The organism is Bradyrhizobium sp. SYSU BS000235 (assembly GCF_049747295.1).
GTDB lineage: Bacteria > Pseudomonadota > Alphaproteobacteria > Rhizobiales > Xanthobacteraceae > Afipia.
Genome location: NZ_JBMHJM010000001.1, coordinates 2231320 through 2247711 on the forward strand (window position 1 = coordinate 2231320; position 16392 = coordinate 2247711).

Here is a 16392-nt window from a genome sequence, read left to right on the forward strand (position 1 = left end):
GGACGTTTATGCGCGTTTTCAACGTGCCGTCATCGGCACCCTTTCTCCGCACAGTTATCTCAGCTCTTGTCGACGGCAGGCTCGTTGATGGATTCGACGCGCGCAGCAATCCCGACCGGCTCGCGGATGTCACGCTGTATCTCCCGACACGACGCGCGGGCCGCATGGCGCGTGAACTCTTCCTCGATGTTCTGAATACCGACGCGGTGCTGTTGCCACGCATCGTTGCGCTGGGCGCGGTGGACGAGGATGAGCTCGCCTTCGCAGCCGATGAGATGGGCGGATCCGCGACGCTCGATATTCCGCCCGCGCTCGATGGGCTTGAGCGCCGTCTCGTGCTGGCCAATCTCGTCACCGCCTGGGCCACGCGATTGTCGCCGCACGATCCTGCTTCAGCGCCGCTTGTGGCCGGCGGTCCCGCCTCGATGCTGGCGCTCGCCGGCGATCTGGCGCGGCTGATGGACGACATGGCGACGCGTGACGTTCCATGGACAGCGCTTGACGGGCTGGTGCCGGACGAACTCGACAAATACTGGCAGCTGACGCTGCAGTTTCTGAACATCGCCAAGGACACGTGGCCGGTCATCCTCAGCGCTCACGGCAAAATCGAACCAGCCGTCCGGCGCGATCGGCTGATTGCGGCGGAAGCGGCGCGATTGGCTGCGAATCCCAAGGGGCCGGTGATCGCGGCCGGCTCCACCGGCTCAATGCCTGCCACCGCGAAATTCCTTCATGCGATTGCGAAGCTGCCGCAGGGCGCTGTCATTTTGCCCGGTCTTGATACCAGCCTCGATGAGGCCGCTTGGTCTTCCATCGGCGGCATTGAAGCGGCTGACGGAACATTCTCCACACTCGCGTGGAGTCACCCTCAATTCGCCCTGCACAACTTGATCACGCGCGTGTTCGGGATCGCCCGCGATGATGTCGTGGCCCTGGGCTCGCCCGCCCCGTATGGCCGCGAGGTTCTGACATCGGAAGCCATGCGGCCGGCTGCATCGAGCGCGCTGTGGCACACGCGGCTTGAAGACAAAATGATCGCACAGGAAATCGCGCGTGGATCAAAAGGTCTCGTCGTCATCGAAGCAGCCAATCCCGAAATGGAGGCCCTTTCCATCGCGGTGGCGATGCGCGAAGCACGCCATCAGCACATCACCGCAGCGCTGGTGACACCGGATCGCACGCTGGCGCGACGCGTGATGGCAGCTCTCGCGCGCTGGAATCTCGAATTCGACGATTCGGGCGGCGATTCCCTCATGGATACGTCTGCGGGAATCTTTGCCCGGCTCGCCGCGCAAACAATCTCCGAGGGGCTGACGCCGGCTCCATTGCTCGCGCTGCTGAAACACCCACTGTTTCGCCTTGGGTCCCCACAGGATGCCTGGACTGCAGCCGTTGCCGATCTTGAGCTGGCACTGCTGCGTGGAACACGGCCTGCGCCGGGCAGTGCCGGCCTGGTACGGGACTTCGCGCGCTTCCGCGATGAGCTTGGAAAGCTGCGGCGCAAGGAAGCCTCCACGCTTCATGCGTCCGAGCCGCGGGCGCAGCTGAGCGATCTTCGCCTCACCGCCGTGCAAATGCTGATCGAACGCCTGTCGGACGCCTTCAGGCCGCTTGAAGAGATCAAGAACGGCAAGCCGTGTGACTTCTCCGACCTCGCGGCGCGCCACCGCCAGATGCTGATGGCGCTATCTCGCGACGACAAAGACAAGATATGGGCCTTCGAAGAAGCCGATGGCGCCGGCCTGTTGCGCGCCTTCGACGAATTGCTTGCTGCTCCCGCCGAGGGCGATGCCGTACCGGCCAGCGGCCTCATGGTTCAACTGCGTGACTATCCGGAGGTGTTCCAGACTGCGTTCGGCGAGCAGATCGTGCGCTGGCCGCAATCGCCTGCCACGCAGTTGCGCATTTACGGCCTGCTCGAAGCCCGTCTGACCGAATGCGACCGCATCATCCTCGGTGGACTGGTGGAAGGCGTGTGGCCGCCCCAGCCGCGCATTGATCCGTGGCTCAGCCGCCCGATGCGGCATCAGCTCGGCCTCAACTTGCCCGAACGCCGGATCGGTCTGACGGCACACGACTTCTCGCAGTTGCTGGGTGCGAAGGAAGTCATCCTGTCGCACGCGGCAAAAGTCGGCGGCGCACCGGCGGTGGCCTCGCGCTTCCTGCATCGGCTCGAAGCCGTGATGGGCGAAGACCGCTGGAAGGCCGCGACGAAAAACGGCGCGACCTACGCACGCTATGCAGACGAACTCGACCGGCCGCAGCGCATCGAACCCATCGCCCAACCGGAGCCGAAGCCCGCAGTCGCACTGCGTCCAACCAAGATGTCCGTCACCGAAATCGAGGACTGGCTGCGCGACCCGTACACGATCTACGCCAAGCGTATCTTGAAACTCATTCCGCTCGATCCGGTGGACATGCCGCTCACGGCCGCTGATCGCGGTTCGGCGATCCACGAGGCGTTGGGCGAATTCACCAAGCGATTCGCGGACGCCTTGCCGGACGACACCGCCGCGACCTTGCGCAAGATTGGTGCAGTCTACTTCGAGCCCTTGATGGAACGGCCTGAGGCGCGCGCGTTATGGTGGCCGCGTTTCCTGCGCATCGCATCGTGGTTCGCCGGATGGGAAGCCGAGCGCCGGCTGAACGTCGTCGGCATCGAAGCGGAAATTCGCGGCGAGATTCCAATTCGTCTCAATAATGGGCGCACATTCATGCTGTCCGCACGGGCCGACCGCATCGAACGCCGCACCGATCGCACCTACGCGGTGCTCGACTACAAGACGGGACAGCCACCGACCGGCAAGCAGGTGCGCATGGGCTTGTCGCCGCAATTGACCCTCGAAGCAGCCATTCTGCGCAACGGCGGCTTTGAAAATATTCCCGCCGACTCGTCGGTGAGTGAACTCGTCTATGTCAGGCTCAGCGGCAACAATCCACCGGGTGAGCCAAGGATTCTCGAACTGAAGATCAACAAAAGCGACGAACCACAATTGCCCGATGACGCGGCGGACGAAGCGCTGCGCAAGCTGGCGACGCTCATTCGAAAATTTGAGGACGCCGAGCAGCCCTATCGCTCACTCAGCCTGTCGATGTGGTCGAACCGGTACGGCGCCTACGACGATCTCGCGCGCATCAAAGAGTGGTCCGCCAGCGGCCTCGGCGGAGGCGACGAATGAGTTCACCCCGCCTGAATATTCCCGATGCCGTGCGCGACGCCCAGACCCGCGCTTCGAATCCGGAAGCGTCAGCCTTTGTCGCGGCCAATGCCGGCTCCGGTAAAACCCACGTCCTGGTGAACCGCGTCATCCGTCTGCTACTCAACGACGTGCCGCCGGAGAAGATCCTCTGCATCACGTTCACCAAGGCAGCCGCAGCCAATATGGCGCAGCGCGTGTTCACGACCTTGGGGCACTGGGTCACGCTGTCGGATGCAGAGCTGGATGCTGCGATCGTGTCAACCGGCGCGCCAAGACCAGGTCCGGCCATGCGCCTGCGCGCGCGCCGACTGTTCGCCTGCGCGCTGGAAACGCCCGGCGGACTGAAAGTGCAGACCATCCACGCGTTGTGCACGCGGCTGCTGCAGCAATTTCCATTCGAGGCCAACGTACCTGCGCGGTTCTCGGTGCTGGATGATCGTGACCAGAACGACATGATGGAACGGGCCAATCTGGCGGTGTTGCTGGAGGCCTCCGCCAATCCGGACAGCGCGGCCGGTCGCGCACTTCAAATCGCGATGTCAACGGCGGCTGACGTGACATTCAAGGACGTCGTGCGCGAGGCATGTCTCAGCCGCGATCATTTCATGGCGTGGTCCGACAGCGCCGGCACCGTCGAGACGGCCATGGCGCAAGTCGCGCTCGCGCTTGGCGTCGATGTCAACGAGCGCATCGACGATGTCGAACGTGACATCGTGGATGGCCCACATCTGCCGCGCAGTGAGTGGCAAGCGGTCGCCTCTGCTTTTGATGGCGGAAGCTCGACTGATGTCAGCCAGGCGATCCGGCTCCGGACCGCCAGCGAATTGACCGGTAGCGCGCAGGTTGATGCCTATCTCGATGTGTTTCTCACCGAGTCCAAAGGCGTCACCGGTCCTCGCAAAACGCTGATGACGAAACCGCTCGGCAAGCTGCACGCGTCGTTGGCGACGCGGCTAGACGCCGAGCAGACCCGCATCCTGCAACTGGAGCCGAAGCGCCGCGCGGTGATTCAGCGCGATCGGACCCACGCCTTGCTCGTGATCGCCAGCGCCGTTGCCGCGAACTACCGCCGGGAGAAGCAGGAGCGCGGCCTGCTCGACTATCACGACCTGATCGACAAGACCTACGACCTTCTCAACAGCGTGTCCGCCGGCTGGGTGCATTTCAAGCTCGATCGCGGCATTGATCATGTCCTGATCGACGAGGCGCAGGACACCAGCCCGCAACAGTGGGACATCATCGAGCGGCTGACGTCGGAGTTCACATCAGGGGCCGGCGCGCGTGACGGAGTCGTACGCACGATCTTTGCGGTCGGCGACGAAAAGCAATCGATCTTCTCGTTCCAGGGCGCCGATCCACGCGAGTTTGCTTCCCGCCGTCGTGACATCGAACGGCGCTTCAAGGCGGCTGGCCTCGCGTTTGAGCCGGTGTCGTTCAAGCATTCGTTCCGATCCGGCTGGACCATCCTGAAGTCCGTCGACTACGTGTTTCGCGAGCCCGGCATCTACAAAAGCATTCATGCGGTGGAGAACGCCTACCCCGTGCATGATGCGCTGGGTGACGCGGCCCCTGCGCTGGTCGATCTCTGGCAACTTGAAGAGCCTGACACGCGAGAGGCCATCGAAGGCTGGGACGCGCCTTTCGATGCGGTATCAGAAACCAGCCCGGAAGTGAGATTGGCCCGGCGGGTTCAAGGCGAGATCCGATCACTGATTGACGTCACCACCATGACCGGCTCCACGCATAGGCGCCGGCCGCTGCGCTATGGCGACGTGCTCATCCTGGTGCGGCGGCGCGGAAAGGCCTTCGATTCGATCATCCAGGCCCTGAAGCATGCCGGCATTCCCGTGGCCGGCGCCGACCGGCTGAAACTGACCGAGCACATCGCGGTCATCGATCTGATGAATCTGGCCGATGCGTTGCTGTTGCCGAGCGACGATCTGGCGCTCGCGGTCGCATTGAAGAGTCCCCTGTTCGGCCTCGACGACGACGACTTGCTCACGATCGCGCCGGACCGCAAAGGCTCCTTGCGTGATGCGTTGGCGGAACACGCAGGCCATAGCGATAAGCTTCGACTCGCTCTGAGCCGTCTTGAAATCTGTGAAAAGCGATTTGCGAACGAGACGCCGTTCACATTCTACGCGTGGTTGCTCGGCGGTGACAAAGGCCGCGGACGGATTCTGGAGCGGCTGGGGCCGGAAGCCAACGACGCGCTGGACGAGTTTCTCGAACTGGCTCTCACCTACGAGCAGAAAGCCCCGGCCTCACTGCAGGGCTTCATGGCGTGGCTGCGGGCCGCCGACACCGAAGTCAAACGCGACATGGAAATCGCGCGCGACGAAGTCCGCGTCATGACCGTTCACGGCTCCAAGGGGCTCGAGGCGTCAGTCGTGTTCCTTGTCGACACCACGACGTCCCCCGCGGACACCCAGCGGATGAACCTCATCCGCATGCCGCAAGGCAATGCCGCCCCCGACGCGCCCGGCGTTGTGCTCTGGGCGGGACGGAAGGCCGACGATCCTCCGGCTGTGGCGGTGGCCCGTGCCGCGATGAAGGACGACACCGAGGACGAATATCGCCGCCTGCTTTACGTCGCCATGACCCGCGCTGCCGATCGCCTGATCGTCGGCGGCGTGCTGCCGGGGAACCGCAACGCCGTGCGCGAACTCTCCTGGTATGACCTGATCACGAAAGGCCTCTTGGCATCCGACCTACAGCATCAGGAAATCCAGACCGCCTCGGGGCCGGTTCAGCGTTACTCGCGCCTTGAAGACGTCGAGCCGCCGGCGGGCGTGGTTGCCGTACAGGACAGTCCGGCACCTGAACCCTTGCCTGCGTGGCTGAGCGATCCAGCGCCACCGGAAGCCGCCGCAGACGTGTTGCTGCGTCCGTCCGATGCCGCCGACAGCGACGCCCATGCAGTCGTCACCGAGGAAACACGGCGGGCCCGCGAACGGGCGTTGAAGCGCGGAACTTTCACCCACCGCCTGCTCCAGTCATTGCCGGATGTCGCGCCAGAGCGGCGCGCGGAGGCTGCGGGGGCCTTCCTGGAGCGGAACGCGAAAGACTGGTTTGACGGCGCGGAACGGGACGCGCTGGCCCAACAGGTGATGCTGTTGATCGAGAGCCCGGTCTTCGCGCCGCTGTTTGCTGCGGGCAGCCGGGCCGAAGTGTCCATTGCCGGGCGCATCGAACGTCGCGGCCGGCCGCCCGCGCTGGTCTCCGGCCAGGTCGACCGCCTGGTGGTGACCGAGGCCGAGGTCTTGATCGTCGACTACAAGACCAACCACAGCCCCCCAGGTGCCGTCACCGACGCGCCGCAGGCTTACATCCGGCAGATGGCCCTCTACCGGCGCGTGCTGAGAAACCTGTATCCGGCCCGATCGATCCGCTGTGCATTGCTGTGGACGGAAACGGCCCAGATGATGGAAATTCCGCCGGCCGCGCTGGATGCAGAGCTGCAATCGCTGATCTAGTAGGGGCTTATTCGACCTAACCCAAGCCCCTGCTCGGCTTAAGCCATTGAACTGGCCTGCGTTCCGGTCGGAGGATGCATGCATTTGCATGGAAGCCATCCCGATCACCCAGCCTTGACCCCGCAAGGGCGCGTTCATAGGTTGAATTTACGTTTTACGGCGCGCGATTCTTCAAAGGCGCGCTTCTTCATCCAACGAGGCAAATCACATGAGTGTGGGCAAGGTTTCGGACGCCGATTTCGATACGGAAGTTCTCAAGGCGGACGGCCCGGTCGTCGTCGATTTCTGGGCGGAGTGGTGCGGTCCTTGCCGCATGATTGCGCCTGCGCTTGACGAGATCGCCGGTGCAATGGGCGACAAGGTCAAGATCGTCAAACTCAATGTCGACGAGAGCCCGAAGACGGCGTCGAAGTACGGCGTGATGTCGATTCCCACCCTGATGATCTTCAAGGGCGGCGAAATGGCGTCGCGGCAGGTCGGCGCAGCGCCGAAGCAGAAGCTTCAGCAGTGGATCAGCGGCGCGGTCTGATCGTCGTTTGATTTAAGGTTTGAGAAACGGCCGGCGATCAGCCGGCCGTTTCGTTTTGCGCGCGCAGCAAGCTTACTGCGGTAATGTGCCGTTCTCGCGCAGAACGTGACCGGCAAGATAGAGCGAACCGGTGATGAGAATGCGGGGCGGCACTTCATAGGCAAGTTTCGCGATCGCCCCCAGCGCTGCTTCGACACTGGCGGCGGTTTCGACACGCATTCCAATCTGGCGCGCAGCATCCGCGAGCGTGTCGAGCGCCATCGCGTTCTCCTCGCCGGGAATTCTCACCGCGATGATATGGCGGGTGAGACCGGCAAAATTCGCCAGGAAGCCCTGCGCGTCCTTGTTGCCCATCATGCCCGCGATCACGACCAGCGGACGCGGAACGCGTTCTTCCAGATCGCCCAGCGCATCCGCCACCACCCGTCCGCCATCAGGATTGTGGCCGCCGTCGAGCCAGATTTCCGCATCCGGCGGAGCGGCATTCACCAGCGCACCGGTGGCAAGGCGTTGCATGCGCGCGGGCCACTCCGCGCGGGCAATGCCCTGCTCAAAGGAGGCCGGATCAATCTTGAAGGCGTCGATCGCCCGCAGCGTCGCGATTGCCAGCCCCGCATTGTCGAACTGATGCCGCCCGAACAGCCGCGGCGGAACGAGATCGAGGAGTCCCCGCTCGTCCTGATAAACCAGCCGCCCACGCTCGACCGTGACATGCCACTGCTGGGTCGCGGCATGAAGCGCGGCGCGGGCACGCTTTGCAGTCTGCTCGATCACGTCGGCAGCTTCCGGGGCCTGCTCCGCGCACACCACCGGCACGCCTCGTTTGATGATTCCCGCTTTCTCGGCGGCAATTTTTCCCAGCGTATCACCAAGAAATTCGAGATGGTCCATGCTGATCGGCGTGATCACGCTGGCCAGTGGCTGCTCGATCACGTTGGTCGCGTCGAGACGACCGCCGAGGCCGACCTCCAGCAATGTGACATCCGCAGGATGTTCGGCGAACAGATGGAACGCCGCCGCGGTCTCAATCTCGAAAAGTGTAATCGGTTCGCCGTCGTTGACGCGCTCGCAATGATCCAGGGCTGCACGCAGCTCATCGTCGGTGACAAGAACGCCACCGCCGACCTTCCCGAGACGGAAGCGTTCGTTGAAGCGCACCAGATGCGGCGACGTGTAAACATGGACCCGCAAGCCCGCCGCTTCCAGAATGGCGCGCAGGAATGCGACGGTCGATCCCTTGCCGTTGGTACCGGCCACCTGGATGACCGGCGGAATTCTTTTTTCGGGATGATCGAGGCGATCAAGAATGCGCCACATGCGATCAAGCGTCAGATCGATACGCTTGGGATGCAATGAAGCGAGACGCGCCAGAATGTCGTCGTAGGACGGCGGCGATGGAGCGGGCGACGAGCTCACGCGGGGGACGCTGCCGCGGGCAGATCAACGGGCGGCGCCGCCGTTGCAAAGCCCTCGACCGCAGGAGTCTTGGTCAACAGACGGCAGAGCCGCGCCAGCGTGGCACGCAGGTCGTGACGGTGCACCACCATGTCCACCATGCCGTGCTCCTTGAGATATTCCGCGCGCTGGAATCCCTCGGGCAGCTTTTCGCGGATCGTCTGTTCGATCACGCGCGCGCCGGCAAAACCGATCAGTGCACCCGGCTCCGCGATCTGCACGTCACCGAGCATCGCATACGAAGCCGTGACGCCGCCCGTGGTCGGATTTGTCAGCACGACGATGTAGGGCTGCTGAATTTCGCGCAGCATCTGAATCGCCACCGTGGTGCGCGGCATCTGCATCAGCGACAGGATGCCTTCCTGCATACGCGCGCCGCCTGAGGCTGCGAAAATGATGAAGGGCGACTTCTTCTCGACTGCGAGTTCGAGGCCTTTGACCACGGCTTCACCGGCTGCCATGCCGAGCGAGCCACCCATGAAGTCGAAGTCCTGAACCGCAACAACGACAGGATTGCCTTCGAGCTTGCCGTAGCCGACTTTCACCGCGTCGTTGAGGCCGGTCTTGGTGCGCGCATCCTTGATGCGGTCGACATACTTGCGTTCGTCGCGAAATTTGAGCGGGTCAGCCACCACCTCCGGCAGCGCCACGTCGAACCATGTCTCATTGTCGAAGATCGACTTGAGCCGCGCCACAGCGCCCATGCGCATGTGATAGTTCGAACCGGGAATGACGAACTGGTTCTGCTCGACATCCTTGTAGAACACCAGCTGTCCGGAATCCGGACATTTGATCCAGAGGTTTTCCGGCGTTTCCCGCTTCAGAATGCTGCGGATTTTCGGCCGGACGACGTTGGTCAACCAGTTCATATCTAAACTCCATGCGCGCCCCGCTTATGTGCGGTCTGGCGCCCTCCCCCACAAGGGGACCAAAACTATTCCGCGGCCTGCTTTGCCCCGCGCACGCCCTGGGCAAGTGCGGCGGTGAGATCGGCAACCGCGGCCACGGTCTTGGCCGTAGCACGGCCCTCGGTGTCGAGCGTCGCCTTCAACGCATCGATCAGTGCGGAGCCCACCACAGCTCCGTCGGCGGCCTGCGCAATGCCGCGTGCCGCCTCCGGGGTGCGGATGCCGAACCCGACGCACACAGGCAAATCCGTGTGACGCTTGATGCGGGCGACAGCGCTCGTGACTTGCGCCGTGTCCGCAGCGGCGGCGCCGGTAATGCCGGTGATCGAGACGTAGTAGACGAAGCCCGATGTGTTGGCGAGCACCGCCGGGAGGCGCTTGTCGTCGGTCGTCGGCGTCGCGAGACGAATGAAATTCAATCCCGCCTTCATCGCCGGCAAGCACAGCTCGGTGTCTTCTTCCGGCGGCAGGTCGACGATGATCAAGCCGTCGACACCGGCGGTCTTCGCATCGGCCAGAAATTTATCGACGCCGTAAATGTAAATCGGATTGTAGTACCCCATCAGCACGATCGGCGTCGTGGCATCCTCGCTGCGGAATTCGCGCACCACATCGAGGGTCTTCTTCAATGTCGTGCCGGCCTTGAGCGCGCGAAGGCCCGCGGCCTGAATCGCGGGACCATCCGCCATCGGATCGGTGAACGGCATGCCGATTTCAATGATGTCCGCGCCCGCCTTCGGCAGCGCCTTGATGATGGCAAGGGACGTTGCAAGATCGGGATCACCGCACATCACAAAGGTGACGAAAGCGGAGCGGCCCTGCTTTTTCAGCTCGGCAAAACGTGTGTCGATGCGCGTGGTCACTTGTTCTTGCCTTTCAGGATTTCCGTGATCTGCGGAATGTCCTTGTCGCCGCGGCCGGACAGGTTGACGACCATCAGGTGATCTTTCGGCCGCTTCGGTGCGAGCTCCACCGCCTTGGCGATGGCATGTGCGGATTCCAGCGCGGGCGGGATTCCCTCCAGCCGTGACAGCAGCATGAAGGAATCGAGCGCTTCGTCGTCGGTTGCCGAGAGATAGGTGACGCGGCCGGTCTCGTGCAGCCAAGAGTGCTCGGGACCGATGCCCGGATAATCGAGGCCTGCCGAGATCGAATGCGCGTCCTGGATCTGGCCGTCATCGTCCATCAGCAGATAGGTGCGGTTGCCATGGAGGACGCCCGGGCGACCACCCGCGATCGAGGCCGCGTGCAGATTTGTGAGGCCGTGTCCGGCCGCCTCAACGCCATAAATCTCAACGCCCGGATCGTCGAGGAACGGATGAAACAAGCCCATCGCATTGGAGCCGCCGCCGACGCAGGCAATCAGCGAATCCGGCAAACGGCCTTCGATCTCCTGGATCTGCGCGCGCGCTTCATGACCGATGATCGACTGAAAATCGCGCACCATCATGGGATAAGGATGCGGACCGGCGACCGTGCCGATGCAATAGAACGTGTTGTGCACGTTGGTGACCCAGTCGCGCAGCGCCTCGTTCATCGCGTCCTTCAGCGTGCGCGTGCCCGACTGCACCGGCACCACCTTGGCGCCCAGCATCTCCATGCGAAACACGTTCGGCGCCTGCCGTGCGACGTCGACCGCGCCCATGTAGACAATGCATTCAAGCCCAAACCGCGCACAAAGCGTCGCGGTGGCAACGCCATGCTGACCGGCACCGGTTTCCGCGATGATGCGCTTCTTGCCCATGCGCCGCGCGACCATGATCTGGCCGAGCACGTTGTTCACCTTGTGTGAGCCGGTGTGATTGAGCTCTTCACGCTTCAGATAGATCTTTGCACCACCGAGATGCTCAGTGAGCCGTTCGGCAAAATACAGCGGCGACGGGCGGCCGACATAGTCCTTGAGGTAGCCGTTCATCTCGCGCTGAAACGCGGGATCAGCCTTGGCGTCGGCGTAGGCTTTTTCCAGATCGAGGATCAGCGGCATCAATGTTTCGGCGACGTAGCGTCCGCCGAAAATTCCAAAATGGCCGCGCTCATCGGGACCGGAGCGGAAGGAGTTGGGAAGAGGCAGGCTCATACGCGACTCGCGACTTTCAGGTTTGCAGACATGGTTTCCGCCTCGCGTGCGGCACGGATAAAACTGCGGATCATGTCGGGGTCTTTGACCCCCGGCGCGCTTTCGACGCCCGAGGAAATATCGACGCCACCGGCGTGGGTGATGCTGAGAGCTTCCGCGACATTGCCGATGGTCAATCCGCCCGACACCATGACCGGTACGTCCAGCTTGACGTTTTCCAGGAGATGCCAATCGAACGGCACTCCAAGTCCGCCAGGGCGCGTGGCGTCTTTCGGCGCGCGCGCATCGAACAGAATGCGGTCAGATACGGCTGCATATCCAGGGAGCCCGGCAAGATCGGCAGCAGTGCCCACTGGAATAGCCTTCATCACGGGCAATCCGAATTTCTGCTTGATGTCCCGCACCCGCGCCACGCTCTCGCTGCCGTGAAGCTGTAGCAGCCCCGGTCGCAGTGCCTCGATAATATTCTCCAGTGTCGCGTCATCCGCATCGACCGTGAGCGCCACTTTGACGGCGCGACCATTGACCTGCCGGCCAAGCTCGCGCGCGGCGCCGAGACCGACATGGCGTGGCGATGCCTCGAAGAACACAAAGCCCACCATGTCTGCGCCAGCATCCAGCGCCACCTCAAGGGTGTCGCGCTGGGACAGACCGCAGATTTTCACCACAAGTGACATGGTTTCGGGACGAGGGTTGGGCCATTGGCCGCAGATTAAGGATAGGACCGGCAATCGAAGCGGGTTCTACAACGTCGCGCCGTACTTGTCTCGCCCGACAGACCCGTATTGTGAGGCGGAGCCGATCGCTGGAACCTGCCGATCGCCGCCCGATGCCGCCTGCATCCGCTCGCGCAGATCCGCCAGCTGAGCTCGGGCGTGGCGGGCTTCCGCTTCGTGCAGTTTCGCCGCCTTCCGCCACCGGTGCTGGCCGAACCAGGTCGCGATGCCTCCCGCAATGACGCCGAAAATGGCGGCAGCGATAATGACGATGAACAGCGGCAACGTCACACCCAGCGCCGGATCGTTTGAAGCAAATGGATCAAACGACAATGTGACCAATTGACGGTTCGCCACCGCGAACACCACGAAGATGATCGCGAGCGGCAGTATCACCAAGGCATTGACGATCTTGCGGAGCATGCGAGTCCTCACGACGACAGCGGGTCTTGATCCCTGTCAACGCAGGGACAGCGATATGATCGATCGTACTCAGGAATACCCGCAAATACAGGCTAAATCAGGCAGAAGCTCCAGCTTCGCCCGTGTCATCGCGGTTGAGCCGCTCACGCATTTCCTTGCCGGTCTTGAAGAACGGCACGCTCTTTTCCTCGACCGGCACATGCGCACCGGTGCGTGGATTGCGGCCAGCGCGGGCGGGGCGATGCTTCACTGAAAACGCGCCGAAGCCACGCAGCTCCACACGATCACCACGCGCAAGAGCGGCAACGATTTCGTCGAGAATGGCATTCACGATGTTCTCGACATCCCGCTGATAGAGATGCGGGTTGTGCTCGGAGATGCGCTGAACGAGTTCGGATTTGATCATCGACTGTTGGATCCGTGCGTGCGGGTAACCATTTCCTTGAAAAAGCCGCGAACTGTCAAGTCGCTAATTCAAGGCAAATGGCCGCTAAACTACATGACAAGGACAAAATTTCGCGCTTGGCCTCACCACCGCGCTGCGGCAAGCAATGGCTGAAACCAGATTCATGACAATCAATTCGATGCGTTGGGGTGCCACAGCGCCAGCATGCCATCGAGACCAAAGCGATCGACGGCACGCACCACACCGGATTGTTCAAGCTGCCGCGCGATGCTGCTCAGACCGACCGTATCCAGTGCAAAAGACGCTGCAGCGCGCAGGAAAGTCATATCGCCGAAGCGCGGCGTCAGCTTGAAATCCCTTACAGGAAGCTCGGAAGAGATTTTCTTCTGCGCCACAAGCCAGGCAACAGCGGTCTTCTCATCGCCGAGTTGATCGATCAGCTTCAGGGACACGGCCTGGCGGCCCGTGAAGACTCGGCCATCGGATACGGTCTGCAGCGTTGTGTCGTCCATGCTGCGGCGCGTCTTCACCAGGTCGCGAAACCACGCGTAGGAGTCCTTCACCAGCGCATCGAGCGCCGCTCGTGCCTCCGGACTGGTTGGTTCATAGCCGTTGGGCGCCGCTTTCAAGGGCGACGATTTCACCTCTTCGACCTTCACGCCCACGGTCTTCATCAGTTCCGAGAAATTCGGATATTGAAACAGGACGCCGATTGAGCCGACCAGCGAGCTCTGCTGCGCAATGATCTGGTCGGACGCGAGCGCGGCGATATAGCCGCCGGATGCGCACAAACCTTCGACCACGACGACGAGCGGCTTCTTCGCCTTCAGGCGCGTCAGCGCGTCGTAGAGTTGTTCCGAGCCTGCAGTGGTGCCGCCGGGCGAATTGATATGGACAATGACGGCAGCGGCCGACGACCTCTCCAGACGTTCAAGCGCCTCGACCCGCTCCTGATCGCTGCGGATCAGGCCGTCGATCTTGACCCGCGCGATCGAGCTCGAGCCGCCGACCGCGCTGCGTCCGGCAGGTGTGCCGAGTACCGCCACCGCGATGACGGCAGCGATAATCCCCAGCGCGGCAATGAAGCGCCAGAACGTCAGCTTGCGACGAATGCGGCGGCGATCGACGATCGCATCGGAATCCAGCGACATGGTTTTCTCCTGAACCGTCGAATGATGTGAAAGGCTTATAGGATGAGAACTCTAGGGTGTTGAAAGAACTCGCCGTTCTGAGGCCTCAGCCTTGCTATCCGGTAACTTCAATACATCAATTGCCATCTAATTTGAAGAAAGCATGGCGTCCGGATACGAGCAGCGCCGAACGGCAGAGAGGCATACAAAGAAGGCCAAAAAAAAGGGCTCCGGAAAATTCCGGAGCCCGATTTGTGACAGAACGACTATCCGTCGTTCGATTGTCGCGCTTACTTGTCGCGCTTCTTGAGCGCGTTGCCGAGAATGTCGCCCAGCGTCGCGCCCGAATCGGATGAGCCGTACTGTGCGATGGCTTCCTTCTCCTCAGCGACTTCAAGCGCCTTGATCGAGACCTGCACCTTGCGGGCCTTCTTGTCGAACTGGATGACGCGAGCGTCGACCTTTTCGCCAACCGCGAAGCGTTCAGCGCGCTGATCGCCACGGTCACGCGCCAGTTCGGAGCGCTTGATGAAGGTGGTGAAGTCGGTGCCGGTGATCTGAACCTCGATACCGGTGTCCTTCACTTCGAGGATTTCACAGGTCACCACAGCGCCCTTCTTGACGTCGCCCGGCTCGGCGAACGGATCGCCTTCGAGCTGCTTGACGCCGAGCGAGATACGCTCCTTCTCGACATCCACATCGAGAACGACGGCCTTGACCATGTCGCCCTTCTTGAAGTTGTCGATGACCTGCTCACCCGGCTGCTTCCAGTCGAGGTCGGAGAGATGGACCATGCCGTCCACTTCGCCTTCGAGGCCGAGGAACAGACCGAATTCGGTCTTGTTCTTGACTTCGCCTTCGACGGTCGAACCGACCGGGAACTTCTCGACGAACACTTCCCACGGATTGCGCATGGTCTGCTTGAGACCGAGCGAGATACGGCGCTTGGCGGAATCCACCTCGAGCACCTGCACTTCGACTTCCTGCGAGGTCGAAACGATCTTGCCGGGGTGCATGTTCTTCTTGGTCCACGACATCTCCGAGACGTGGATCAGGCCTTCGATGCCCGGCTCCAGCTCGACGAATGCGCCGTAGTCGGTGATGTTGGTGACGCGTCCGGTGAAGCGCGAGTTCAGCGGATACTTCGCCTCGATGCCCTGCCATGGATCGTCCAGCAGCTGCTTCATGCCGAGCGAAATGCGATGGGTCTCGTGGTTGATCTTGATGATCTTCACCTTGACCGTCTGACCGATGGTCAGCACTTCGGTCGGGTGATTGACGCGGCGCCATGCGATGTCGGTGACATGGAGCAGGCCGTCAATGCCGCCGAGATCAACGAACGCACCGTAATCGGTGATGTTCTTGACCACACCGTCGATGACCTGACCTTCTTCGAGGTTCTGCACCAATTCCTGACGCTGTTCGGCGCGGGTCTCTTCGAGGACCGTGCGGCGCGACACAACGATGTTGCCGCGGCGGCGATCCATCTTGAGGATCTGGAACGGCTGCGAGTTGTTCATCAGCGGAGCGACATCGCGGATCGGACGAATATCGACCTGCGAGCGCGGCAGGAAGGCCACGGCGCCGTCGAGATCGACGGTGAAGCCACCCTTGACCTGATTGAAGATGATGCCGTTGACCTTCTCGTTGTTGTTGAAGGCCTTCTCAAGCTTGCCCCAGCTCTCTTCGCGGCGCGCCTTGTCGCGCGACAGCACAGCTTCACCGAGGGCATTCTCGATCCGGTCGAGAAACACCTCGACCTCGTCGCCGACCTTGAGGTCGCTTTCACGGCCCGGGCCGTTGAATTCACGGAGAGCCACGCGGCCCTCGGTCTTCAGGCCGACGTCGATGACGGCCATATCCTTCTCAATCGCAACAACCTTGCCCTTGATGACAGAGCTTTCCTGCAGGTTGCCGCCTGCGAAGGACTCGTCGAGCATGGCGGCGAAATCGTCGCGGGAAGGATTATAAGAATTAGCAGTCGAAGCCATTTGTTCTCCAAATGCGGAATGCCGGCAGCGGGGTAAGGGCGTATCGCGCATCCAGTGTCAGAGGGTCCGCAACCTTTGACG

The 16392-nt window shown here is 62.2% G+C and carries 11 protein-coding genes and 1 pseudogene; 3 read left to right on the plus strand and 9 right to left on the minus strand.

All coding sequences use genetic code 11. From position 1 onward, the window contains the following. Positions 1-8 precede the first annotated feature (8 nt). The 3 genes from addB to trxA all read left to right on the plus strand — a co-directional run bounded on the left by addB (position 9) and on the right by trxA (position 7205). On the plus strand, positions 9-3179 hold the full coding sequence (gene addB, locus ACP0KA_RS10385; RefSeq protein WP_424628714.1) for a double-strand break repair protein AddB: 3171 nt from the start codon (positions 9-11) through the stop codon (positions 3177-3179). After that, positions 3176-6676 carry a double-strand break repair helicase AddA gene (gene addA / locus ACP0KA_RS10390; protein WP_424628715.1) on the plus strand — a complete coding sequence of 1167 codons (3501 nt, stop codon included), beginning with the start codon at positions 3176-3178 and terminating at the stop codon, positions 6674-6676. Before addB ends, addA begins: the two co-directional genes overlap by 4 nt. A gap of 208 nt (positions 6677-6884) precedes the next feature. After that, complete coding sequence (trxA, locus tag ACP0KA_RS10395) at positions 6885-7205, plus strand: thioredoxin (RefSeq protein WP_424628716.1); 321 nt, start codon at positions 6885-6887, stop codon at positions 7203-7205. Between the two features lie 72 nt (positions 7206-7277). Here trxA and ACP0KA_RS10400 read toward each other — a convergent pair whose 3' ends face one another. From ACP0KA_RS10400 to rpsA, 9 genes and pseudogenes are all read right to left on the minus strand, one after another. Further along, on the minus strand, positions 7278-8522 hold the full coding sequence (locus ACP0KA_RS10400) for a bifunctional folylpolyglutamate synthase/dihydrofolate synthase (RefSeq protein ID WP_424631553.1): 1245 nt from the start codon (positions 8520-8522) through the stop codon (positions 7278-7280). A 95-nt stretch (positions 8523-8617) separates the two neighbouring features. Continuing rightward, on the minus strand, positions 8618-9529 hold the full coding sequence (accD, locus tag ACP0KA_RS10405) for an acetyl-CoA carboxylase, carboxyltransferase subunit beta (protein WP_424628717.1): 912 nt from the start codon (positions 9527-9529) through the stop codon (positions 8618-8620). 65 nt (positions 9530-9594) lie between these two features. Continuing rightward, positions 9595-10431 carry a tryptophan synthase subunit alpha gene (trpA, locus tag ACP0KA_RS10410; protein ID WP_424628718.1) on the minus strand — a complete coding sequence of 279 codons (837 nt, stop codon included), beginning with the start codon at positions 10429-10431 and terminating at the stop codon, positions 9595-9597. Beyond that, a complete protein-coding gene (gene trpB / locus ACP0KA_RS10415; RefSeq protein WP_424628719.1) occupies positions 10428-11645 on the minus strand; it encodes a tryptophan synthase subunit beta in 1218 nt (405 codons plus the stop codon). Before trpB ends, trpA begins: the two co-directional genes overlap by 4 nt. After that, positions 11642-12322 carry a phosphoribosylanthranilate isomerase gene (locus ACP0KA_RS10420; RefSeq protein ID WP_424628720.1) on the minus strand — a complete coding sequence of 227 codons (681 nt, stop codon included), beginning with the start codon at positions 12320-12322 and terminating at the stop codon, positions 11642-11644. Before ACP0KA_RS10420 ends, trpB begins: the two co-directional genes overlap by 4 nt. A gap of 66 nt (positions 12323-12388) precedes the next feature. Beyond that, entirely contained in the window at positions 12389-12784 is a 396-nt protein-coding gene (locus tag ACP0KA_RS10425) for a LapA family protein (protein ID WP_424628721.1), read from the minus strand. Positions 12785-12881: 97 nt separating this feature from the next. Further along, positions 12882-13205, minus strand: a pseudogene (locus ACP0KA_RS10430) (integration host factor subunit beta); the annotation flags it as partial. Positions 13206-13360: 155 nt separating this feature from the next. Next, positions 13361-14341, minus strand: coding sequence for a signal peptide peptidase SppA (gene sppA, locus ACP0KA_RS10435; protein WP_424628722.1), 981 nt, complete (start codon positions 14339-14341; stop codon positions 13361-13363). A 269-nt stretch (positions 14342-14610) separates the two neighbouring features. Next, positions 14611-16311 (minus strand): 30S ribosomal protein S1, encoded by a 1701-nt coding sequence (rpsA, locus tag ACP0KA_RS10440; RefSeq protein WP_424628723.1) that lies wholly within the window; start codon positions 16309-16311, stop codon positions 14611-14613. Positions 16312-16392: the final 81 nt, after the last annotated feature.